The 17,411-nt window shown below is 71.3% G+C and carries 15 protein-coding genes; 8 read left to right on the plus strand and 7 right to left on the minus strand.

The window, feature by feature from the left end:
- Positions 1-117 precede the first annotated feature (117 nt).
- Entirely contained in the window at positions 118-537 is a 420-nt protein-coding gene (locus AB0I89_RS28395; protein WP_357133026.1) for a PPOX class F420-dependent oxidoreductase, read from the minus strand.
- 104 nt (positions 538-641) lie between these two features.
- Positions 642-1,052, minus strand: a complete 411-nt coding sequence (locus AB0I89_RS28400; RefSeq protein ID WP_357133028.1) for a VOC family protein — start codon at positions 1,050-1,052, stop codon at positions 642-644.
- Positions 1,053-1,171: 119 nt separating this feature from the next.
- Here AB0I89_RS28400 and AB0I89_RS28405 point away from each other — a divergent pair, with 119 nt between their 5' ends.
- The 4 genes from AB0I89_RS28405 to AB0I89_RS28420 all read left to right on the plus strand — a co-directional run bounded on the left by AB0I89_RS28405 (position 1,172) and on the right by AB0I89_RS28420 (position 5,450).
- Complete coding sequence (locus tag AB0I89_RS28405; RefSeq protein ID WP_357133030.1) at positions 1,172-2,080, plus strand: NAD(P)-dependent oxidoreductase; 909 nt, start codon at positions 1,172-1,174, stop codon at positions 2,078-2,080.
- Between the two features lie 53 nt (positions 2,081-2,133).
- Positions 2,134-3,333: a low temperature requirement protein A gene (locus AB0I89_RS28410; protein ID WP_357133032.1), complete on the plus strand. Its 1,200-nt coding sequence runs from the start codon at positions 2,134-2,136 to the stop codon at positions 3,331-3,333.
- A gap of 155 nt (positions 3,334-3,488) precedes the next feature.
- Complete coding sequence (locus AB0I89_RS28415) at positions 3,489-4,394, plus strand: acetyltransferase (RefSeq protein WP_357133034.1); 906 nt, start codon at positions 3,489-3,491, stop codon at positions 4,392-4,394.
- 78 nt (positions 4,395-4,472) lie between these two features.
- Positions 4,473-5,450 carry an alpha/beta hydrolase gene (locus AB0I89_RS28420; protein WP_357133036.1) on the plus strand — a complete coding sequence of 326 codons (978 nt, stop codon included), beginning with the start codon at positions 4,473-4,475 and terminating at the stop codon, positions 5,448-5,450.
- Positions 5,451-5,511: 61 nt separating this feature from the next.
- Here AB0I89_RS28420 and AB0I89_RS28425 read toward each other — a convergent pair whose 3' ends face one another.
- Positions 5,512-6,615: an aldo/keto reductase gene (locus tag AB0I89_RS28425; RefSeq protein ID WP_357133038.1), complete on the minus strand. Its 1,104-nt coding sequence runs from the start codon at positions 6,613-6,615 to the stop codon at positions 5,512-5,514.
- Between the two features lie 109 nt (positions 6,616-6,724).
- On the opposite strand from AB0I89_RS28425, the gene AB0I89_RS28430 reads away from it, so the two are divergent.
- The gene (locus AB0I89_RS28430) at positions 6,725-7,354 is read left to right on the plus strand and encodes a TetR/AcrR family transcriptional regulator (protein ID WP_357133040.1); all 630 of its coding nucleotides are present in this window, start codon (positions 6,725-6,727) and stop codon (positions 7,352-7,354) included.
- Positions 7,351-8,085: an alpha/beta hydrolase gene (locus tag AB0I89_RS28435; protein ID WP_357133041.1), complete on the plus strand. Its 735-nt coding sequence runs from the start codon at positions 7,351-7,353 to the stop codon at positions 8,083-8,085. The genes AB0I89_RS28430 and AB0I89_RS28435 overlap by 4 nt, the downstream gene beginning before the upstream one ends.
- A 22-nt stretch (positions 8,086-8,107) precedes the next feature.
- On the opposite strand, the gene AB0I89_RS28440 is transcribed toward AB0I89_RS28435, so the two are convergent.
- From AB0I89_RS28440 to AB0I89_RS28450, 3 genes are all read right to left on the minus strand, one after another.
- Positions 8,108-8,707: a DUF305 domain-containing protein gene (locus AB0I89_RS28440; protein WP_357133042.1), complete on the minus strand. Its 600-nt coding sequence runs from the start codon at positions 8,705-8,707 to the stop codon at positions 8,108-8,110.
- 80 nt (positions 8,708-8,787) lie between these two features.
- Entirely contained in the window at positions 8,788-9,675 is an 888-nt protein-coding gene (locus AB0I89_RS28445; RefSeq protein ID WP_357133044.1) for a DUF1996 domain-containing protein, read from the minus strand.
- Between the two features lie 292 nt (positions 9,676-9,967).
- A complete protein-coding gene (locus AB0I89_RS28450; RefSeq protein WP_357133046.1) occupies positions 9,968-10,729 on the minus strand; it encodes an SDR family NAD(P)-dependent oxidoreductase in 762 nt (253 codons plus the stop codon).
- 189 nt (positions 10,730-10,918) lie between these two features.
- Here AB0I89_RS28450 and AB0I89_RS28455 point away from each other — a divergent pair, with 189 nt between their 5' ends.
- Positions 10,919-11,803, plus strand: coding sequence for a helix-turn-helix transcriptional regulator (locus AB0I89_RS28455; RefSeq protein WP_357133048.1), 885 nt, complete (start codon positions 10,919-10,921; stop codon positions 11,801-11,803).
- Between the two features lie 9 nt (positions 11,804-11,812).
- On the opposite strand, the gene AB0I89_RS28460 is transcribed toward AB0I89_RS28455, so the two are convergent.
- Positions 11,813-13,696, minus strand: coding sequence for a Xaa-Pro dipeptidyl-peptidase (locus AB0I89_RS28460; protein WP_357133050.1), 1,884 nt, complete (start codon positions 13,694-13,696; stop codon positions 11,813-11,815).
- Between the two features lie 320 nt (positions 13,697-14,016).
- On the opposite strand from AB0I89_RS28460, the gene AB0I89_RS28465 reads away from it, so the two are divergent.
- On the plus strand, positions 14,017-17,367 hold the full coding sequence (locus AB0I89_RS28465) for a S8 family peptidase (protein ID WP_357133052.1): 3,351 nt from the start codon (positions 14,017-14,019) through the stop codon (positions 17,365-17,367).
- Positions 17,368-17,411 lie beyond the last annotated feature (44 nt).

Genomic DNA, 17,411 nt, shown 5'->3' on the forward strand with positions numbered 1-17,411 from the left:
CGGCACTCCCACGACTTATCAAACAGAATTAGTAAAGACACTTATCTGATTGATGAAGTTAAGCCGATCACGCTCTGCGGTCAAGAGCAGTCCGTCCGCCACCGCCGCCCCGGTCGGTCAACCGACCTGGCTGTTGTCCTTCATCGACCCCCAGCCGTGCCACCGGTCGATCTCGATGAGGGCGCTGACCCGGCCCCGATCACGCCGGGGATAGGGATTGCCCATGTAGTGCCGGGCCAACCGGTCAATGTCCGTGAAGTCCTCGTCCACGCGCAGCTCGGCGACGTGCCCGACGATGCTCACGTGGGTGTACCAGCCAGCCTCGTCCAGCACGGTGAGCGAGACCCGGGGATCGTTGCGGACGTGCTCCAGGCGGCGGCGGCTCTCGTCCATGTTCACCAGGATCCGGCCGTCCTCCCACAGGTACCAGGTCGCGGCGGACACCGGCTGACCACCATTGCGAAGCGTGGTCATGACAGCCGGGTTCGGCTTCTTGAGCATCTCGACCGCGGCCTCGGGAAGCGGTGGCTTGGACATGGGTCTCCTCCTCGCGTGGAACAGCTACCCCTGCACCGTACGCACCGACGGCCGGTGGTCGGGCGACATGCCGGCTGGTTCGGCGCGGCGGGGGATCCGAGGGCTCAGCGCAGTTCCTGGATGCGGACCATGTTCCCGGCGGGGTCCCGGAAGGCGCAGTCCCGCACGCCGTACGGCTGTTCCGTCGGCTCCTGGACGACCTCCACGTCACCGGACTGCACCTTCTCGAAGGTGCCGTCCAGGTCCCGGGTCGCCAGCAGGATCCACCCGTAGGTGCCCTTGGCCATCATCTCCGCGATGGTGCGCCGCTCGTCCTCGGTGATCCCCGGATCGGCGGCCGGGGGCGCCAACAGGATGGACGTGCCGGGCTGCCCGACGGGGCCGACGGTGATCCACCGCATCGTGCCCGTTCCGACGTCGTTGCGGATCTCGAAGCCGAGGGCGTCGCGGTAGAAGGCCACCGAGGCGTCCGGGTCGACGTGCGGGAGAACGGTCGTGTGAATGGTGATGTCCATGCTGGTCATGCTAGGGAGGGCCGCCAGCGGTGACTTCTCGATTCCTGATCGGTGCGGCGGGTGGCCGCCGGTACGCACCCGCGTGCGGGCCACCGGAACGGGCCGGTAAGGATGGCTCCATGAGCGATCCCGTACTCCCCGCACGTGTCGTCGTCACCGGCGCCACCGGCAAGCTCGGCCGCGCCGTGGTCGCCCACCTGCGCGGCGTCGGCGTCGACGTGCTCGCGGTGGACCGTGCGGGCGGGCGCGACCCCCGCGACGTCGACGGCGAGTTCCTCCTCGTCGACCTGACCGACTACGGGCAGGTCGTCGAGGCGTTCACCGGGGGCGCGGACGAGCACGCCGGTGGCATCGAGGCGGTCGTGCACCTGGCCGCCGTTCCGGCGCCCGGGCTGATGTCGAACGCGGTCACGTTCGCGAACAACTCCGCCGCGACGTACAACGTCTTCGCCGCCGCCCGGGCGGCCGGCATCAGGCGGGTGGTGTGGGCGTCGAGCGAGACGGTGCTCGGCCTGCCGTTCGACACCCCACCGCCGTACGCGCCGGTCGACGAGGAGTACGCGCCCCGGCCGGAGTCGACGTACTCGCTGAACAAGGCCCTTGAGGAGGAGATGGCGCGGCACTTCTGCCGGTGGGACCCGGAGCTGGTCATGGTGGGTCTGCGCTTCTCCAACGTGATGGACGTCGAGGACTACGCGCCGTTCCCGTCGTTCGACGCCGACCCGCGGGCGCGGCGGTGGAACCTGTGGGGCTACATCGACTCCCGTGACGGCGCCCAGGCGGTGGAACGGGCCCTCGCGTACGACCGGCCGGGTGCGGACGTCTTCATCATCGCCAACGCCGACACCGTCATGACCCGCTCCAGCGCCAGCCTGCTGGCCGAGGTCTACCCGGGCGTCGAGATCCGTAAGGAGCTGGGCGAGCACGAGACCCTGCTCAGCATCGACAAGGCGCGGCGGGTCCTGGGCTACGAGCCCCGGCACTCGTGGCGCGACCACGTCGAGCCCGCTGCGGGCGATCCGGCCTGACGAGCGGGCGTACCGGGATAAAGTTCCCTAAACCGGTACGAGGGGGTGCGGCCATGCTGACGCGCACCTGGATGCGCGGGCTGGCCGACAGCACGAGCCCGCGTTCGGCGACCGTCCTGGAGCTGTTGTTCGACATCGTCTACGTCTTCGCGCTCGCCCGCCTCGCCGGGCGGGTCGCGGACGACCTGACCATCGTCCGGCACACCCTGCTGTCCGAGGCGGGGCAGACGCTGCTGTTCTTCACGGCCATGTGGATGATCTGGTCGCTGAACGCGCTGGTGGCCAGCACCTACGACCCGCGCCGGGTGGACCTGCAGGTCCTCCTGCTCGCCACCATGTTCGGCACGCTGGTGCTGGCGGTCTCGCTGCCGCAGGCGTTCGGTCAGCGAGGCATGATCTTCGCCTGCACGTACGTCGTCATCCAGCTCGGCAGGCCGCTCTACCTGGTGTTCGCCCTCCGGGGTCATCCGGCGCAGATGTTCTCGTACCGGGTGCTGACCTGGCACGCGGTCTCCGGCGCGCTCTGGATCGGTGGCGGCCTCGACGGCGGCCTCGGTCGCGGTGTCTTCTGGACGCTCGCGCTCGGCATCGAACTGGTCGGTGCGGCCTTCAACTGGCCCGTGCCGCGCATCGGCCGCGCGCCGATCGCCAGCCTGGTCTCGGTGTCCGAGGTGCACCTCGCGGAGCGGTACAACCAGTTCTTCATGATCGCGCTGGCCGAGGTGGTGCTCGAAGCCGGCGCCGCCGTCAGCTTCCCGGGCTTCTCGACCGAGCGGACCATCGTCCTGGTGTCCGCGTTCGTCGCCACGGTCTCGTTCTGGCGGATCTACTTCTACCACGTGGGGCCGGGCCAGCAGGCCAGCGGCAGCGCCGGCGGGGAAGGGCTCCAACTGTCGCGACTGGCGAGCTACAGCCTGCTGTTCATCGTCGGTGGCATCATCTGCACCGCCGTCGGTTTCGGGCAGGTCATCGAGGATCCGCATCCGCCCATCGACTGGGCGCTGGTGGCCATCATCTTCGGTGGTCCGGTGCTGTTCCTGATCGGCCGCAGCTTCCTGGAGCGCCGGTACCAGTCCGCGCCGCGCTGCCAGATGTTGTTTGTCGGCGCTGCGGTGCTGGCGGTGGCGGCCCTGCCCAGCGTCCTGCTCCCGCCGGTCGCCGTGACCGGCCTGGCGGCGCTGATCCTGGCCGGGATCGCCGTCGCCGACGGGCACGCCCACCGACGCGGCGCGCAGACCAATCCGACGCTGTGAGCCGGGGTGTTGAACGCCGACGGCGCCTCCCGTATGGTGGCGGCACGCCGTCGAGCCGAGAGGAGGTCAGAACAATGTCCGATGTTCTGCGCCCCCTCCGCGCACCGGCGTCCGCGCGGATCTGACCCGGGGCGTCCGCTTTCCGGAGGTCCGCCATGACCAGTCTGCTCATCCGCCCGCTCGTCGCGGGCGAGGAGAATCTGTTCGACTCCATGACCGATCCGCTGCCCCAACTGCGGCAGATCCCGTACGCCGACGGCATCGCCGGCGGCGGCTACCGACCCGAAACCACCTGGATCGCCCTGCGCGACGGCCGGGTCGTCGGCCGGGCCGCCTGGCTCCTCCCGCCCGGGGCCGTCGGCGCCCCCTGGCTGGAGCGGTTCGACCTGGCCGCCGAGCCGGAGGTGGGGGCCGCGCTGCTGCGCGCCGCCCACGAGGCGCTGGGAGGTCCCGGTAGCTACTACGCGGCGCTGCCGGCGCACTGGCGGCGTCGACCCGAGGTGCTGGCCGTGGTCAGCGCGCCGATGGAGGCGGCCCGGCTCGCCGGCCTGGTCGAGGTGGGTGAGCGGCTGCGCTGCTCGTGGACGGGCACGCCGCTGCCGGCGACCTCCGGCCGCTACACCTTCCGGCCACCCGTCGACGTGGCGGAGATCAACGCCCTGGTCGCCCGGATCGCCGAGCCCGACGTCCTGACCGGCAGGGAGATCGCGAGTGCCGTCGCCGGAGTTGACCTGGCCACCGATCCGGTGGCCTGGCTGGGGGAGTCGCCCGACGACTGGCGGGTCGGCGTGGCGGACGGGCGGCCGGTGGGGCTGGTCGGCACGGCCGGCGACGCCTGCTATCCACTCCTGGCGTACCTCGGCCTGTTCGACGACGCGGCGCGCGGTGAGCTGCTGACCGAGGCGGTCCGGGTGCTCGCCGCCGGTGGCGCGCGGGAGGTGATCGCCGACGTGGACGCCCACCGCGTCGCGGTGCTCGCGGAGCTGGAACGCACCGGATTCCGGCAGCTCCGCGCCCGGGTGCTGTTCGAACCGCCTGCCTCGCCAGGCGGGACGGCGTAGTCCCTGCAGGGTGCGCCCCGGGTCACCGGGGCGCGCCCCCGCGGCCGTGCCGACGTCACCTCCTGTCAGGATCTGCCCATGCCGGAGTTCCTCACCCTCGTCGTCGGCGCGACGGCGCTGGTCGCGGCGGCGGTCGCCGGGCTGTACCTCTGGCCGCTGGGGCACCGGAAGCTGCGGCTCGCACCGGCGTCACCGCTCGACTTCGATGCCGCCACCGCTGCCGCGCAGAGCACCACGGCGGCAGAGGCCACGGATCCGCAGGTACGGCCGGAGTCGCGCAGCCGTCTGCTGAGCCACGGCTCGCGTACCGCGCGGGCCGTCCTGCTGCTGCACGGCTACACCATGGCGCCGGAGCAGTACGACGCCCTGGCCGAGGTGTTCTTCGCCCGGGGCTACAACGTGTGGATACCGCGCGCCCCGCACCACGGCACCGTCGACCGGCGGGCCCACCACCGGGTCGGGGCCGGCGAGCTGACTGCGTACGCCCAGCAGGCCGTGACGGTCGCGGCGGGCCTGGGGGACGAGGTGGGCGTGGTCGGCATCTCCGGTGGCGCGGTGCTGGCCACCTGGCTGGCCCAGACCCGGGGAGACGTCGTACGGCGGCTGTTGGTGCTGTCGCCGTTCTTCGGCCCCCGGCAGGCCCCGGCGTTCGCGGTCCGGCCCCTCATCACGCTGTACGGGCGGCGCGTCCTGCGCGACCGGGTCACCGCGCGCGGCTACTCGCTGGCGGCGGTCACACGGTACCTGACGATCGTGCGGTCCCTGCCGCGTACGGCGCGACGGACCGGCCTCGTGAGCGCGGCCGTGGCGATCAGCCCGCTCGACACGGTGGTGGATCCCGCCGCGGCAGTGCGGGTGCCCCGCCGGATCGCCCGGGCGAACGGCATCGACCTGCGGGTGTACGCCCTGCCCGAGTCGCTGGGGGTTCGCCACAACACCCTCGACCTGACCGCGCTCGACGACCGGGCCGCCGACGTGTTGCGGCGCTACGTCGACCTCTACGAGGGCTCTTCGGCGTCGACGACCTCAGCCGCCGTGGGCGGCCAAGGGTTGTGACCCACGCTGGGGTGCGGCGGTGCGCCGCGCGCAAGCAGCGGCACACCGCCTCGACGCGTGGCTACCGCGCGGTGTCGGCAGCGGCGTTGACGACCTGCGGGGCGTAGCCGGCCGGCTTGTCGCCGATGGAGAGACCCGGACTCACCACCCAGGACTGGTACTGCGGGGTGAACATGCCGTACGGCAGCCCGAGGTTCGGGGCGCTGGCCTCGTCGAGCCGGCGACGGGCGTCGGCCGGGATCTCGAAGTCGAGCGCCTCGAAGTTGCTGGCGACCTGCGCGGCGCTGCTCGCGCCGATGATCACCGAGGCGACGGCGGGCTGGGTGGCGACCCAGTTGATCGCGACCTGTGCCATGCTGCGGCCCAGATCGGCGGACACGCTCTCCAGCGCGTCGATGACCTGCCAGTCGCCGGGGCTGATCTCCCGACCCCCGGCGTTGGGAGTGGTCAACCGGCCAGACCCGCTCAGGCCCTCGCCGCTGCGCCGGTACTTGCCGGTGAGCAGGCCGCCGGCGATCGGGCTCCACGCGGTCAGCCCCATGCCCACGGTCTGCGCCATCGACACGAACTCCGCCTCGACGCCGCGGTTGACCAGGGAGTACGGCAGTTGCAGATTGATCAGCGGGGCCAGGCCGTGCGCCTCGGCGTAGCTCTGCGCGCGGGCCGCGTACCAGGCCGGTACGTCGGAGAGGCCGGCGTACCGGATCTTGCCGGAGCGCACCAGGTCGTCGAGGGTGTGCACGACCTCCTCGACCGGGGTGATCCGGTCCCAGGTGTGCAGCAGGTACAGGTCGATGTAGTCGGTGGCGAGTCGGCCCAGGGACGCCTCGACGGCCCGGATGATGTGCTTGCGGCCGTTGCCGCTCGCGTTCGGGTCGCCCGGGTCGATGGTGTTGGTGAACTTGCTGGTGAGTACGAGTCGATCGCGGACACCGGCCCGGTCGATCAGGCGGCCGAGGATCTTCTCGCTCTCCCCGGCGGTGTAGAAGTCCGCCGTGTCGACGAAATTGCCGCCCGATTCGAGATACTGGCGGAAGATCGGCTCGGACTCCTCCTCGGTCTTGCCGTACGCGGCGTGGAAGCCGTCGACACCGAAGTTCATCGTGCCCAGCGCGAGTCGGCTCACCCGCAGGCCGGACCGTCCGAGCAGGTAGTACTGGTTCATCGTCGCGTCCTCCCGGTCGCTGTGCGGTCCTCGGAGCGGGCCGCGCGTTCACGACCTTGGCTCGCCAGAAATGGACCTGCAAGTCCAAAACCCGAGCTAGGGTGAGGCCATGACTCGCGCGTTGACCCGCAAGGGCGAGGCGACCCGGGCGCGGATCGTCGCCGGCGCCGCCGCCGAGATCCGTGAGCGCGGCGTCGACGAGGTACGCCTGGAAGATGTGATGGCCCACACCGGCACCAGCAAGGGTCAGCTCTTCCACTACTTTCCGGACGGCAAGGAGGAGTTGCTGCTCGCGGTGGCCCAGCACGAGGCCGACCAGGTGCTCACCGACCAGGAGCCGATGCTCAGCAATCTGACCTCCTGGCCGGCCTGGCAGGCGTGGCGGGACCGGCTCGTCGAGCGCTACCTCGCGCAGGGCGTGAAGTGCCCGCTCAACGGGCTGCTCGGCCAGACGGGTCGGCGCGCGCCGGGCGCGCAGGCGATCGTGACCGGGCTCATGTGGCGCTGGCAGGACAAGATCACCGAGGGCATCCGGCACATGCAGTCGACCGGAGACATCGCTGCCGAGGTGGACGCCCACCGAACGGCGGCGGCGCTGCTGGCCGGCATCCAGGGCGGCGTCCTGCTGCTGATCAACACCGGAGAGGTCGACCACCTGGAGGCCGCCCTGGACCTCACGCTCGACTCGCTGCGGGCCGGCCGCAGCGGCAACCCGAACCTGGAAGAGGCACCGCAGTGACCGACGACAACCGACCGCCATTGGTCCTGATCCACGGCCTGACCTACGACAAGAGGCAGTGGGACCCGGTGCGGCGCGAGCTGGCGGCGATCGACCCGGACCGGCGGATCCTCGCCCTCGACCTGCCCGGTCACGGCGACGCGCCCCGGCGGGACTCCTACCGGATGTCCGAGGTCGCCGAGGTCGTGCACGCCCGGGTGACCGAGGCGGGTCTCGGCACGCCGATCGTGGTGGGGCACTCGGTGGGCGCGGTCGTCGCCACGACCTACGCGGCGCACTATCCGGTGCGGGGCGTGGTCAACCTGGACCAGATCCTGCTGCCCGGCCCGTTCGGCGCCGCCGTACGCGAGGCCGAGCCGACGCTGCGCGGCCCGCAGTGGCGGCAGGTGTGGGATCGCATGCTGGCCGGTATGGGCATCGAGTCGTTGCCGGCCGAGGCGCGGGCGATCGTCACCACCGCGACCGACCCCCGGCCGGATCTGCTGCTGGGGTACTGGGGCGAGATCCTGCACTCCTCCGACGAGGACATCGCCGCCGCGCGCTCCGGTGACCTGCGGTCGATCGCGGAGCGGGGAGTTCCCTACCGCTGGGTGACCTCGTCCGAGCCGCCGGCTCGTTACCTCGCCTGGCTGACGGGAGTCCTGCCGGAGGTCGAGGTCACCGTGCTGTCCGGCAGCCACTTCCCGCACCTGGCGGAACCGGCGACGATCGCCCGGCTGCTGGTGAGCTGAACGCGGCGGCGGGCCCGAACCGTCAGGTCGGCCGGGGCGTTCCCGGTGGTCGGTCGAGCTGGTCGAGACGGGCGAGATCGCCGTCACCGGCTCGGATCACGGCTGCGGCCAGCGCCGTGGTGTCCGGGTGGACGCCGGCCCGCTGCTCGGCAGCGGCGATCTTGACCGTCTGCGCGAGGTGCGCCCGCAGATGCGTGGCGAGCAGCCGCTGGAAGGCCTTCCCGGTGGCCGACCGGAGCGCGGCCAGCTCGTCGGCGGTGATCATGCCGGGCATGTCGTGACCCTCGTGCGGGTTGGTCGTCGGCGCTCCGGCCTCGCCGAGCAGGTCACGGGAGCGGGCCAGGTCGGCCCGGTTGCCCGCCTGGACCCGCGCGGCCAGCCCGCGCCAGGTCGGGTCGGTGGTGTGGGTGGGCACCAGGTCCAGCACCGGGAGCAACCGTTGCGTCATCGCCGCCGTGAGTTGCAGCCAGGCGATGTCGGTGGGGCTGAACGCGCCGGTCGACGGGGCGGCGACGGCCGGCGTGGAGAGCGGTGGTGCCGCCTCGTCCGTGCTGCTCGACGGTCCACCGGCGCAGCCGGCGGCGAGTACCGCTGTCATGAGCAACGCGACCTGCACGCGCATGCCTCCTCCTTCCGCCGCGGCCTCCCGAGGAGCGGGGGACGACCCGGCAGGACCGGGCCGTCCCCGTCGGGTACGACGATTCAGATCGGTCGGCCGTCGTGTCCACACTTGATGACCGGACGGATGCAGTCCTGGACCCGGCGGGCCATTTCCGCGGTCGGCCAGGCGTTGAAGAAGTCGCCGTGCATGGTGTAGCCCGGCCCGGAGGCGAGCCGGAAGTGCGACGGGTCGCCGTTGACCGGGTACCGCAGCACCTGCCGCAGCTTCGGCACGTGCACCGGGTGGGTGCTCGGGCAGGCCTGGTTCACCGGGTACGCCAGGTGGCTCTTGTGGTCCGCGGAGTCCAGGTCGCGGCCGTTCCAGCACTGCGGGAAGTCCAGGTACGACTCCAGCATTGTGCCGGCCGGGCAGTTGACGAAGTCCTTGGACGGTGGCACCTGACCGGCGTGCAGGCAGGACCAGCGGGCGATGCTGTCGTTCGGGCCGGTGGCCTTCGCGTTGCCGGCGACGAGCCGCAAGCCCTGCGGGATCGGTTGGGTGTTGGCGACGACGTCGGAGCGCACCCCCTCACCGAGGTAGTAGAACGTGGCGATGGCCGGTTCCACCGCGACGTTGTCGCGGTAGAGGGTCGGCACCCAGTACGACGAGACGTCCACCGCCGGGTCGCAGGTGGTGGTGGACTTCACCAGGTCGGGCAGGGTGGTGGTGGCGTTCGTCGCCGTGCTGCCGAAGAAGCTGTGCATGTGCGAGGCCCCTGGCAGTCCGGGGAAGACGATCGGGTCGTCCGGCAGCCGGTGACTGTACGTGCAGTCGGCGGGGAACTCGGCGACCCGGATGACGTTGGCGACCGGGGCGGCGTCGGCCCGGTCGGTGGTCGAGACCAGGTACGTGCCGAGGAGGGTCAGCAGGGCGCCGATCGCCACGGTGAGGCGTAGCCGGCGGGGGACGTGGGGTGCGGCCCTGTCCATCTGGTAACTCCTGTCGGGGGACGGGTCAGGGGCAACTCCGATGCCGCCGCCGAAGACAGCGGAGTGTGCCCTGGCCAGACTGGTGGTGGCCCGGTGGGCCGGTGCGAGAGAGCGCTCTCAGCAGTCCAAGCCTCACCCTGATGTCGAAAGTTGTCAATACGTCCCGCAGTTGCTGGAAAAATGACGACGACAGCACACCGGCCGGGCCGGTGGTGAGGGCCCGGCCGGCTGCCGCGCGGTGAACTATCTTCCTAGGATGCCCTAGTGGGTGTGCCCGCCGCCCCGGACGGTGTCAGCGTTCGCGACCGGGAAGCATCGCCAGGGCCTTCGAGCGCTGCGCGACGAGGTCGGCGTAGGTGCCGTCGCGCTCGGCCCAACGGTGCATGTGCACGCCCTTGACGAGGATTTCGCTCGGGGTGGGGTTCGCCGAGAGCAGCTGCATGACCTCGGTGGCGAAGTCGTCGAGCGGCAGCGCGCGCGGGTTCACCTTCTCCTGACCGGCTGTCGCGACGGCCGGGGGGACGAGTTCGACGACGTCGACACCGGTGCCGTCGAGTTGCGCGCGCAGTGCCTCGGAGTAGGCGTGCACCCCGGCCTTCGAGGCGGCGTAGCTGGGCATGGGCGGGAACGGCAGGAAGGCGATGCCGGAGGTGACGGTGATGAAGGTGCCCGCACCCCGACCGACCAGATGCGGCGTGAAGGCGTCGATGACCCGGATGGTGCCGACCAGGTTGGTGTCGATCGTCGTCTGCGCCGCCGCGAAGTGCGCAGGGTCGCGAAGGTCTTCCAGGAGCATGGCACCCGACATCGTCACCACCGTGTCCAGCTCGGGGTAGCGGGCGAGCACGGCGTCCCGGGCGGATGCGACAGAGGCGCCGTCGGTGACGTCGATGCCGAACGTGCCGAAACCTTCCGTGGCGAGGTCCGCGAGGGCCTCTGGGTTGCGACCGCCAACGGCCACGGTGCTGCCCGCCGCGGCGAACCGCCGGGCCAACTCCCGCCCGATACCCGAGGTGCCGCCGACCATGAAAGCTGTGCGGTTGGAGAGATCCACGAGATCTTCCCTTCGATCCAGAGGGCGCCGACGCGGAAACTCGCGGGCGCAGACGGTGCTGCTCGCTGTCCTTGCCGAACAGGGCGATCACCAGTCTTGACCGAGCCCGGCGGGGGTGGCAGGGCCCCGGTTTTCCCAGGTCCCACCAGGGCCCCTCTGCGGCACCCGCGCCGCACTACCGTGGTGACCATGAGGGAAGAGGAGTCGGGCGGCGGCCACCGGCTGGGCAGCTACCTGCGGGCCCGCCGCGAACTGGTCTCACCGTCGCAGGTAGGGCTCCCGAGCGGTGGCCGGCGCCGCGTGCCCGGCCTACGCCGCGAGGAAGTCGCCCTGCTCGCCGGGATCAGCCCCGACTACTACCTGCGGCTGGAACGGGGGCGGGACAGGAACCCCTCACCGCAGGTCCTCGAATCGCTCGCGCGCGTCCTGCAGCTCGATGACATCGAGCGGATGTACCTGCTCGACCTCGCGGCGGCGCGCCCCCGGGCGCCGCGCCGCAAGCGGTCCGAGCAGGTACCGGCGCGCGTGTACGAGCTGCTTGCCCACCTTCAGGTCCCCGCGTTCGTCGAAGGACGCGCCTTCGACGTGCTGGCCTCCAACCCGATGGCCGTGGCGTTCTCCCCGCGCCTGCGGCCCGGTGAGAACCGGTTGCGGTCGCTCCTGCTCGATCCCGAGGAACGAGCCTTCCACCAGGACTGGACGAAGGCCACCGCCAACTTCATCGCCACCCTCCGCACCACCATCGGGGACGACATCGACAACCCCCGGTTCGTCGAGCTGGTGGGCGAACTCGCGCTGTCCAGTCAGCGGTTCCGCACCCTGTGGGCCCGCCACGACGTCCGCAATCTCGACGGAGGCACGACGACGGTGCACCACCCCGTCGTCGGTGACCTACGCCTGCACCGGGACAAGCTCCCCATCGATGACGTCATCCTCGTCGTCTACTACCCCGACAAGGACAGCGACAGCGACGAGAAACTGCGACTCCTCGCCGCACTCGCACACACCGGGAGCGCCGACGACCAGACACGGGTGGGGCGGCCCGACGCGTCGTCGGACCGCCCCACCCGTTGACGGAGTCGATCAGAAACCGAGTACGCCCCGCCCGCCCACCACGGGCAGTCGCAGTTCGCTGTCGTTCGGGGCGACCCGCAGCTCGGTGCCGCCCAACGGCAACAGCGTGTACTCCTGATCGCTGGAGAAGACGACCACGCCGATCCGGTGGCCCGCCGGGAAGACGTAGTCCTTCGGCTCCATGGTCCACCGGTAGTCGTACAGCTTGCCCTGCTTGACCGGCGCGGTGCGCGCGGCGCTGACGCGGTTCTGCGGGTCCATCCAGCCGCGCGTCACCACGACGGGCGTGGCGGTCGACCCGGCCGGGCCGTAGTCGACCAGGTAGGCCGTGAGGTTGGCGTCCGGCTTGTTGTCGATAGCCATCCGCAGCCGCATCTCGGGGCGGCCGGAGATGCGCACGCTCTGCGCGAGCGTGGGGGAGCGGTAGGCGAGTCGGTTGGCGCTGGCCGTGTCCGGGTCGGCGACCAGGGTGTCCGGGTGGATCGTCCGTCCCTCGTCGACGAAGCTCTGCTCGATGCGGGCCTTCGGCGGCTTGGCAGTGGTGAGCGTGCCCGGGGCGGTGGCGTCGGTGGCGGCGAACCGCAGCCCGACCTCGCGTGCGGCCGGGTCGGGCCAGTTGGCGTACGTGGTGTAAACCCGGTCCTCGCGCTGGAGCACCGCCGTCGGTTCGTCCATGATGCCGTTGCGCACGTTCCACAGCCAGTAGTCGAACCAGCGGTTCTCGGTCTGCTTGTACGTCCAGGTCTGCCCGCTGGGCAGGGTCACCGAGGCGCTGCTGCCCGGTCCGCCGTGCCCGCCCTGGTGCAGCCAGATCTTGCGCGGTACGTGGCGCTTGGCCAGCTCGTCCCACCAGCCGGCGAAGTGCTCGGTCTTGACGTTCCAGTCGTTGAGGCCGTGCACGACGAAGACGCTGGCCTGAACGTTGCGGGCGTCGAGGTAGTCGCGGTCGCGCCAGAACTTCGAGTAGTCGCCGGTGACCCGGTCCTGCTCCTCGGTGATCTGCGCCAGCTCGTCGGCGCACTGCCCCTCGGCGCGTGCCTGCCCGGCCGTGTACTGGGCCAGGATGTCGAGGTCCTCGCCCTGGAACGTGCCGGGCGCGACCACCAGACCGTTGGCCCGGTAGTAGTCGTACCAGCTGCTGATCGCCGAGACCGGCACGATGGTCTTCAGGCCTTTGACCCCGGTGGTGGCCACCTGGTTGGGCAACGTCCCGTTGTAGGAGACGCCGGTCATGCCGACCGCGCCGGTGGTCCAGCCGGCGGTGACCGGGGCGCCGTTGGCGTCGTACCCCTTGGCCCGCCCGTTGAGCCAGTCGATGACGGCCTTGGTGCCGAGCGTCTCGGCCTGGTCACCGCTGGTCGGGCAGCCGTCCGAGTCACCGGTGCCGACGCTCTGGCCGAGCACCACCGCGTACCCGCGCGGCACGTAGTAGTCGTCCAGCGAGCCGGGCAGGTTGGCCTTGGCCTGGGCGCGCTGCGTGCCGGCGTCGAGCGCACGCCGGCCGGAGCGGTCGGTCAGGCCGTTCTGCGGCAGGTCGTCGACGAGCACGCTCGGGTACGGCACGTCGCCCCAGGTGCCCTTGCGGTAGGGGCTGTGCTCGAAGATGACCGGCACCTTGAAGCCCTCGGTGGCGGTCTCCCGCGGCCGGGAGATGTCGATCGCCACCCGGTCGGGACGACCGTCGTGGTCGGTGTCCACCGGGGTCTGGACGTACACCCGCTCCTCGATGGCGTCGGCGAGCGAGAACACCGGTTGGGTCATGCCGTCGGCCACGACGATGCCGGTGGGCGCGGACGCCGTGGGGCGGGCGGCTGCGGGTGTCGGTGTCGCGCTCAGGACCAGTGCGCCGGACACGCCGACGCTCAGAAGTGCCAGATGACGGGGTCGACGCACGCGCGTCTCCCTTCGGTCGGGCTGGTTGCCGGGTCTCGGCAGGGGCCAGTCGCGAAGATCCATTCGTCGCCATGCTAGGTGCGGGTGGACGTCGGCGTCGATCCCTTCGGGTGGCCGACTCCGGCCGTTCTCCCGATCGGGGTCGGCGGCGGTAACCGAATCGACATCGAACCAGGTGGGCCGTCGACACATGGCGGGCAACGTTGTCTCGGCGGGGAAAAAAACCGTCTTCGCGACCTCCCGAAGATCCGCCGCGCAGACCTATGATCTTGCAAATGTCGCCCAAGAGGCGCCATTTGTCCACATGAGACAGGAGCGACATGCTCAGGAGAACACGCTGGCTGCTGGCCGTCGCCGTGACGGCTACGGCGCTGACCGCCGTGCCCGGCGGCACCGCCACGGCCGGCCCCGGTGGTATCGCCGGCACCGACACACCCCGCACCTCCCCGGACGGCAAGACGCACACCGTCACCCTGCTGACCGGCGACGTGGTGACCGTCCTCAGCACCGGCTCGGGCTGCCCGCAGGTCACGATCCGGCCGGTCGACGAGAACGCGGTGATCGACCAGAGCTGCGGCCCCGACGGGCATCTGCACGTCGTCCCCGCCCGCGTCGCGTCCCAGATCGGCTCGGTCCTCGACCCCGACCTGTTCGACGTCACCGCCCTGATCGCCGACGGGTACGACGACGAGAGCACCACCCAGCTGCCGGTCATCGTGCAGCCCGCCACCGCCTCCGCCCGGGTGGCCGCGCTCGCCGACGTGCAGACGCTCTCCAGCATCGGCGCCGTGGCCGGCCACGTACCCAAGAAGAGCCCGGCCACCGCGAAGCTCGCCACCAACTCGCTGCTGGCCGGCGCGAAGAAGGTCTGGTTGGACCGCAAGGTCCGCGCCACCGCCCTGCCCGCCGCCGCGAAGCCCGCCGGCCTGGACCGCAACCTGACCCAGATCGACGCGCCCGACGCCTGGAAGGCCGGCTACACCGGCAAGGGCGCCCGGGTCGCGGTGCTCGACACCGGCGCCGACTTCAGCCACCCGGACCTGGCCGGGCGGGTCGTCGAGCGGGCCGACTTCACCGCCGAGGGCGGTGACGCCGTCGACCACAACGGCCACGGTACGCACGTCGCCTCGACCATCGCCGGCACCGGCGCAGCCTCGCACGGTCAGCGTCGTGGCGTCGCGCCGGACGCCCAGCTCGTGATCGGCAAGGTGCTCGACGACCACGGCTCCGGCGAGGACTCCGGCATTATCCTCGGCATGGAGTGGGCGGCCACCCGGGCCGACGTCATCAACATGAGCCTCGGCGGCAGCCAGGCCGACGACGGCAGCGACCCGCTCTCGCTCGCCGTCGACGCCCTGAGCCGGCAGACCGGCACGCTGTTCGTCATCGCGGCCGGCAACAGCGGCGCGCAGATCTCCTCGCCCGGGTCGGCCGCCACCGCGCTCACCGTCGGGGCCGTCGACCGCGACGACAAGCTCGCCGACTTCTCCAGCCGGGGACCGCTGATCAACAACCACGCGGCCAAGCCGGAGCTGGTCGCGCCGGGCGTCGACATCGTCGCGGCCCGTGCCGCCGGCACCAACCTGCAGGACCCGATCGACAGGTACTACGAGTCGCTCAGCGGCACCTCGATGGCGACGCCGCACGTCGCCGGCGCCGCCGCGCTGCTCGCCCAGCGGCACCCCGACTGGACCGGCGAGAAGATCAAGGCCGCCCTGGTCGGCGCGTCCGACCCGCTGACCGGCATCGACCCGTACGCCATCGGAGCCGGCCGCCTCAACGCGGCCCGTGCCCTCGGCGGCCCGACCAGCGACCAGCCGGTGATCAACCTCGGCACGTTCGCGTACCCGCAGGCCGGGACCAGCGAGACGAAGCTGAGCTGGACCGGCGGGTCCACCCCGGCCACGACGGTCCTCGACCTCGACGTGTCGATCGTCAACCACGACGGCCAGAGCGTGCCGCGCGGCGCGGCGTCGCTGTCGACGAGCCGGGTGACCCTCAAGCGGGGCGCGACGGGGGCGGCGACGCTGCGGATCAACCGCGCGGCGCTGGCCAGCCGGCCGGGCCTCTACCTGGCCACCGTCACCGCCCGCACCGGCCTCAACGTGGTCGCCTCCACTCCGGTGAGCTTCTACGTCGAGCAGCCCAGCTACGACCTGACGATCCACACCAAGCCGATGCCCGGCCTGCGCGAGGGCGCGGACGCCTGGATCAACCTCATGGTCGCCAACCTCACCGACCCGCTGCTGTTCTACGGCGGAGCCGGTGGCACTCCGGGGGACACGTTCACCCTGCGGGTGCCGGCCGGACGGTACTCGGTGCTCGGCGCGTCGATCGCCTACTACGTCGACAGCGACGTGCAGGAGAGCACCCTCACCGCCGCAGGTGACCTGGACATGCGCGCCGACCGGAGCGTGACCCTCGACCCGGCGCAGGCCCGGCCGGTCACGGCGACCGTCGACGGGGCGGCCACCCGGACCACCCGGACCGACCTCACCACCTTCCAGACCGCGGTGAACGGCCTGCCGTGGTGGCACCAGATCAGCGGGTTCGGTGTGGCGACGGCGATCCGCAGCGTGGCGGTCCCGAAGCCCACCATCGGATCGCGGCGCACCTGGGCGGCGGTCAACATGGACTCGCCGGCCGGTACCGCGAAGCCGTACCGCTACAACATCGTGCACGAGTACACCGCCGGCGTGCCCGCCGACCCGTCGTTCCGGGTGACCAGGGCGGAGCAGGCCCGGCTGGCCCGCATCGACGAGCGGTTCCACCAGACCGACTCACCGGAGATGTACACCACGTTCGTCCGCTTCGGTGAGACTGTCGACGGGGTGCCGGTGACCCAGACCTTCGAGGGCGTCATGCCGCCGAACCGGACGTCGTACCTGTCACCGGAGATCGTCTGGGCCGACCAGGGTGTCTACGGCGGACTGGGGGCCATGGAGGCGCCGCGCCAGTACCGGCCGGGCAGCCAGCAGTCCAAGGTCTGGGCGCGGCAGCCGCTGCACTCCGACTGGTACGACGACCCGGCCGGTGACGGCTGGAGCTGCGCCAGCCCGCCGTCGCGGACCCAGGGCAACCTGCACCTGGACATGGTGACGCTGACCGACCAGCACCAGCGCGCCGACTGCCTGCAGGGTGAGGCGATCGGGGTGAAGCGCACGCTGTCGCTGTACCGCAACGGCAAGCTGGTCGAGCAGAGCGACCGGCCGATCGCCGACTTCACGGTGCCGCAGTCGATGGCCGACTACCGGCTGACCTTCGACGTCGACACCAGCCTCATCCTGCCGATCTCCACCAAGGTCAACACGTCCTGGACGTTCCGGTCCGCCGGGCCGGTCGGGACCGGCCGCATGCCGTTGCCGCTGCTCGCGGTCGACTACGCGCTGCCGATGGACCACGACAACCACACCGTCGGCGGTCCGGCGGAACTGACCGTCCGGCAGGCGTACGGCGTCAAGGCGCAGAAGGTGACGTCGATGCAGGTGTGGACGTCGACTGACGACGGCGTCACCTGGAAGTCGGCCCGGGTCACCGGAAGCGGTGACAACTACCGGTTCGACCTGCCGAAGGTCGCCTCCGGGCAGGCCGTCTCGCTGCGGGTGAAGGCCGCCGGCAACGGCGGTAGCGGCATCGAGCAGACCGTCATCCGGGCGTACCACGCCGGCTGACGGGTGACGTGGTGTCGGCTCGGCTACGGCCGGGCCGACACCAC

Origin of the sequence: Micromonospora sp. NPDC049801, from assembly GCF_040656575.1 — a bacterium.
GTDB lineage: Bacteria > Actinomycetota > Actinomycetes > Mycobacteriales > Micromonosporaceae > Micromonospora.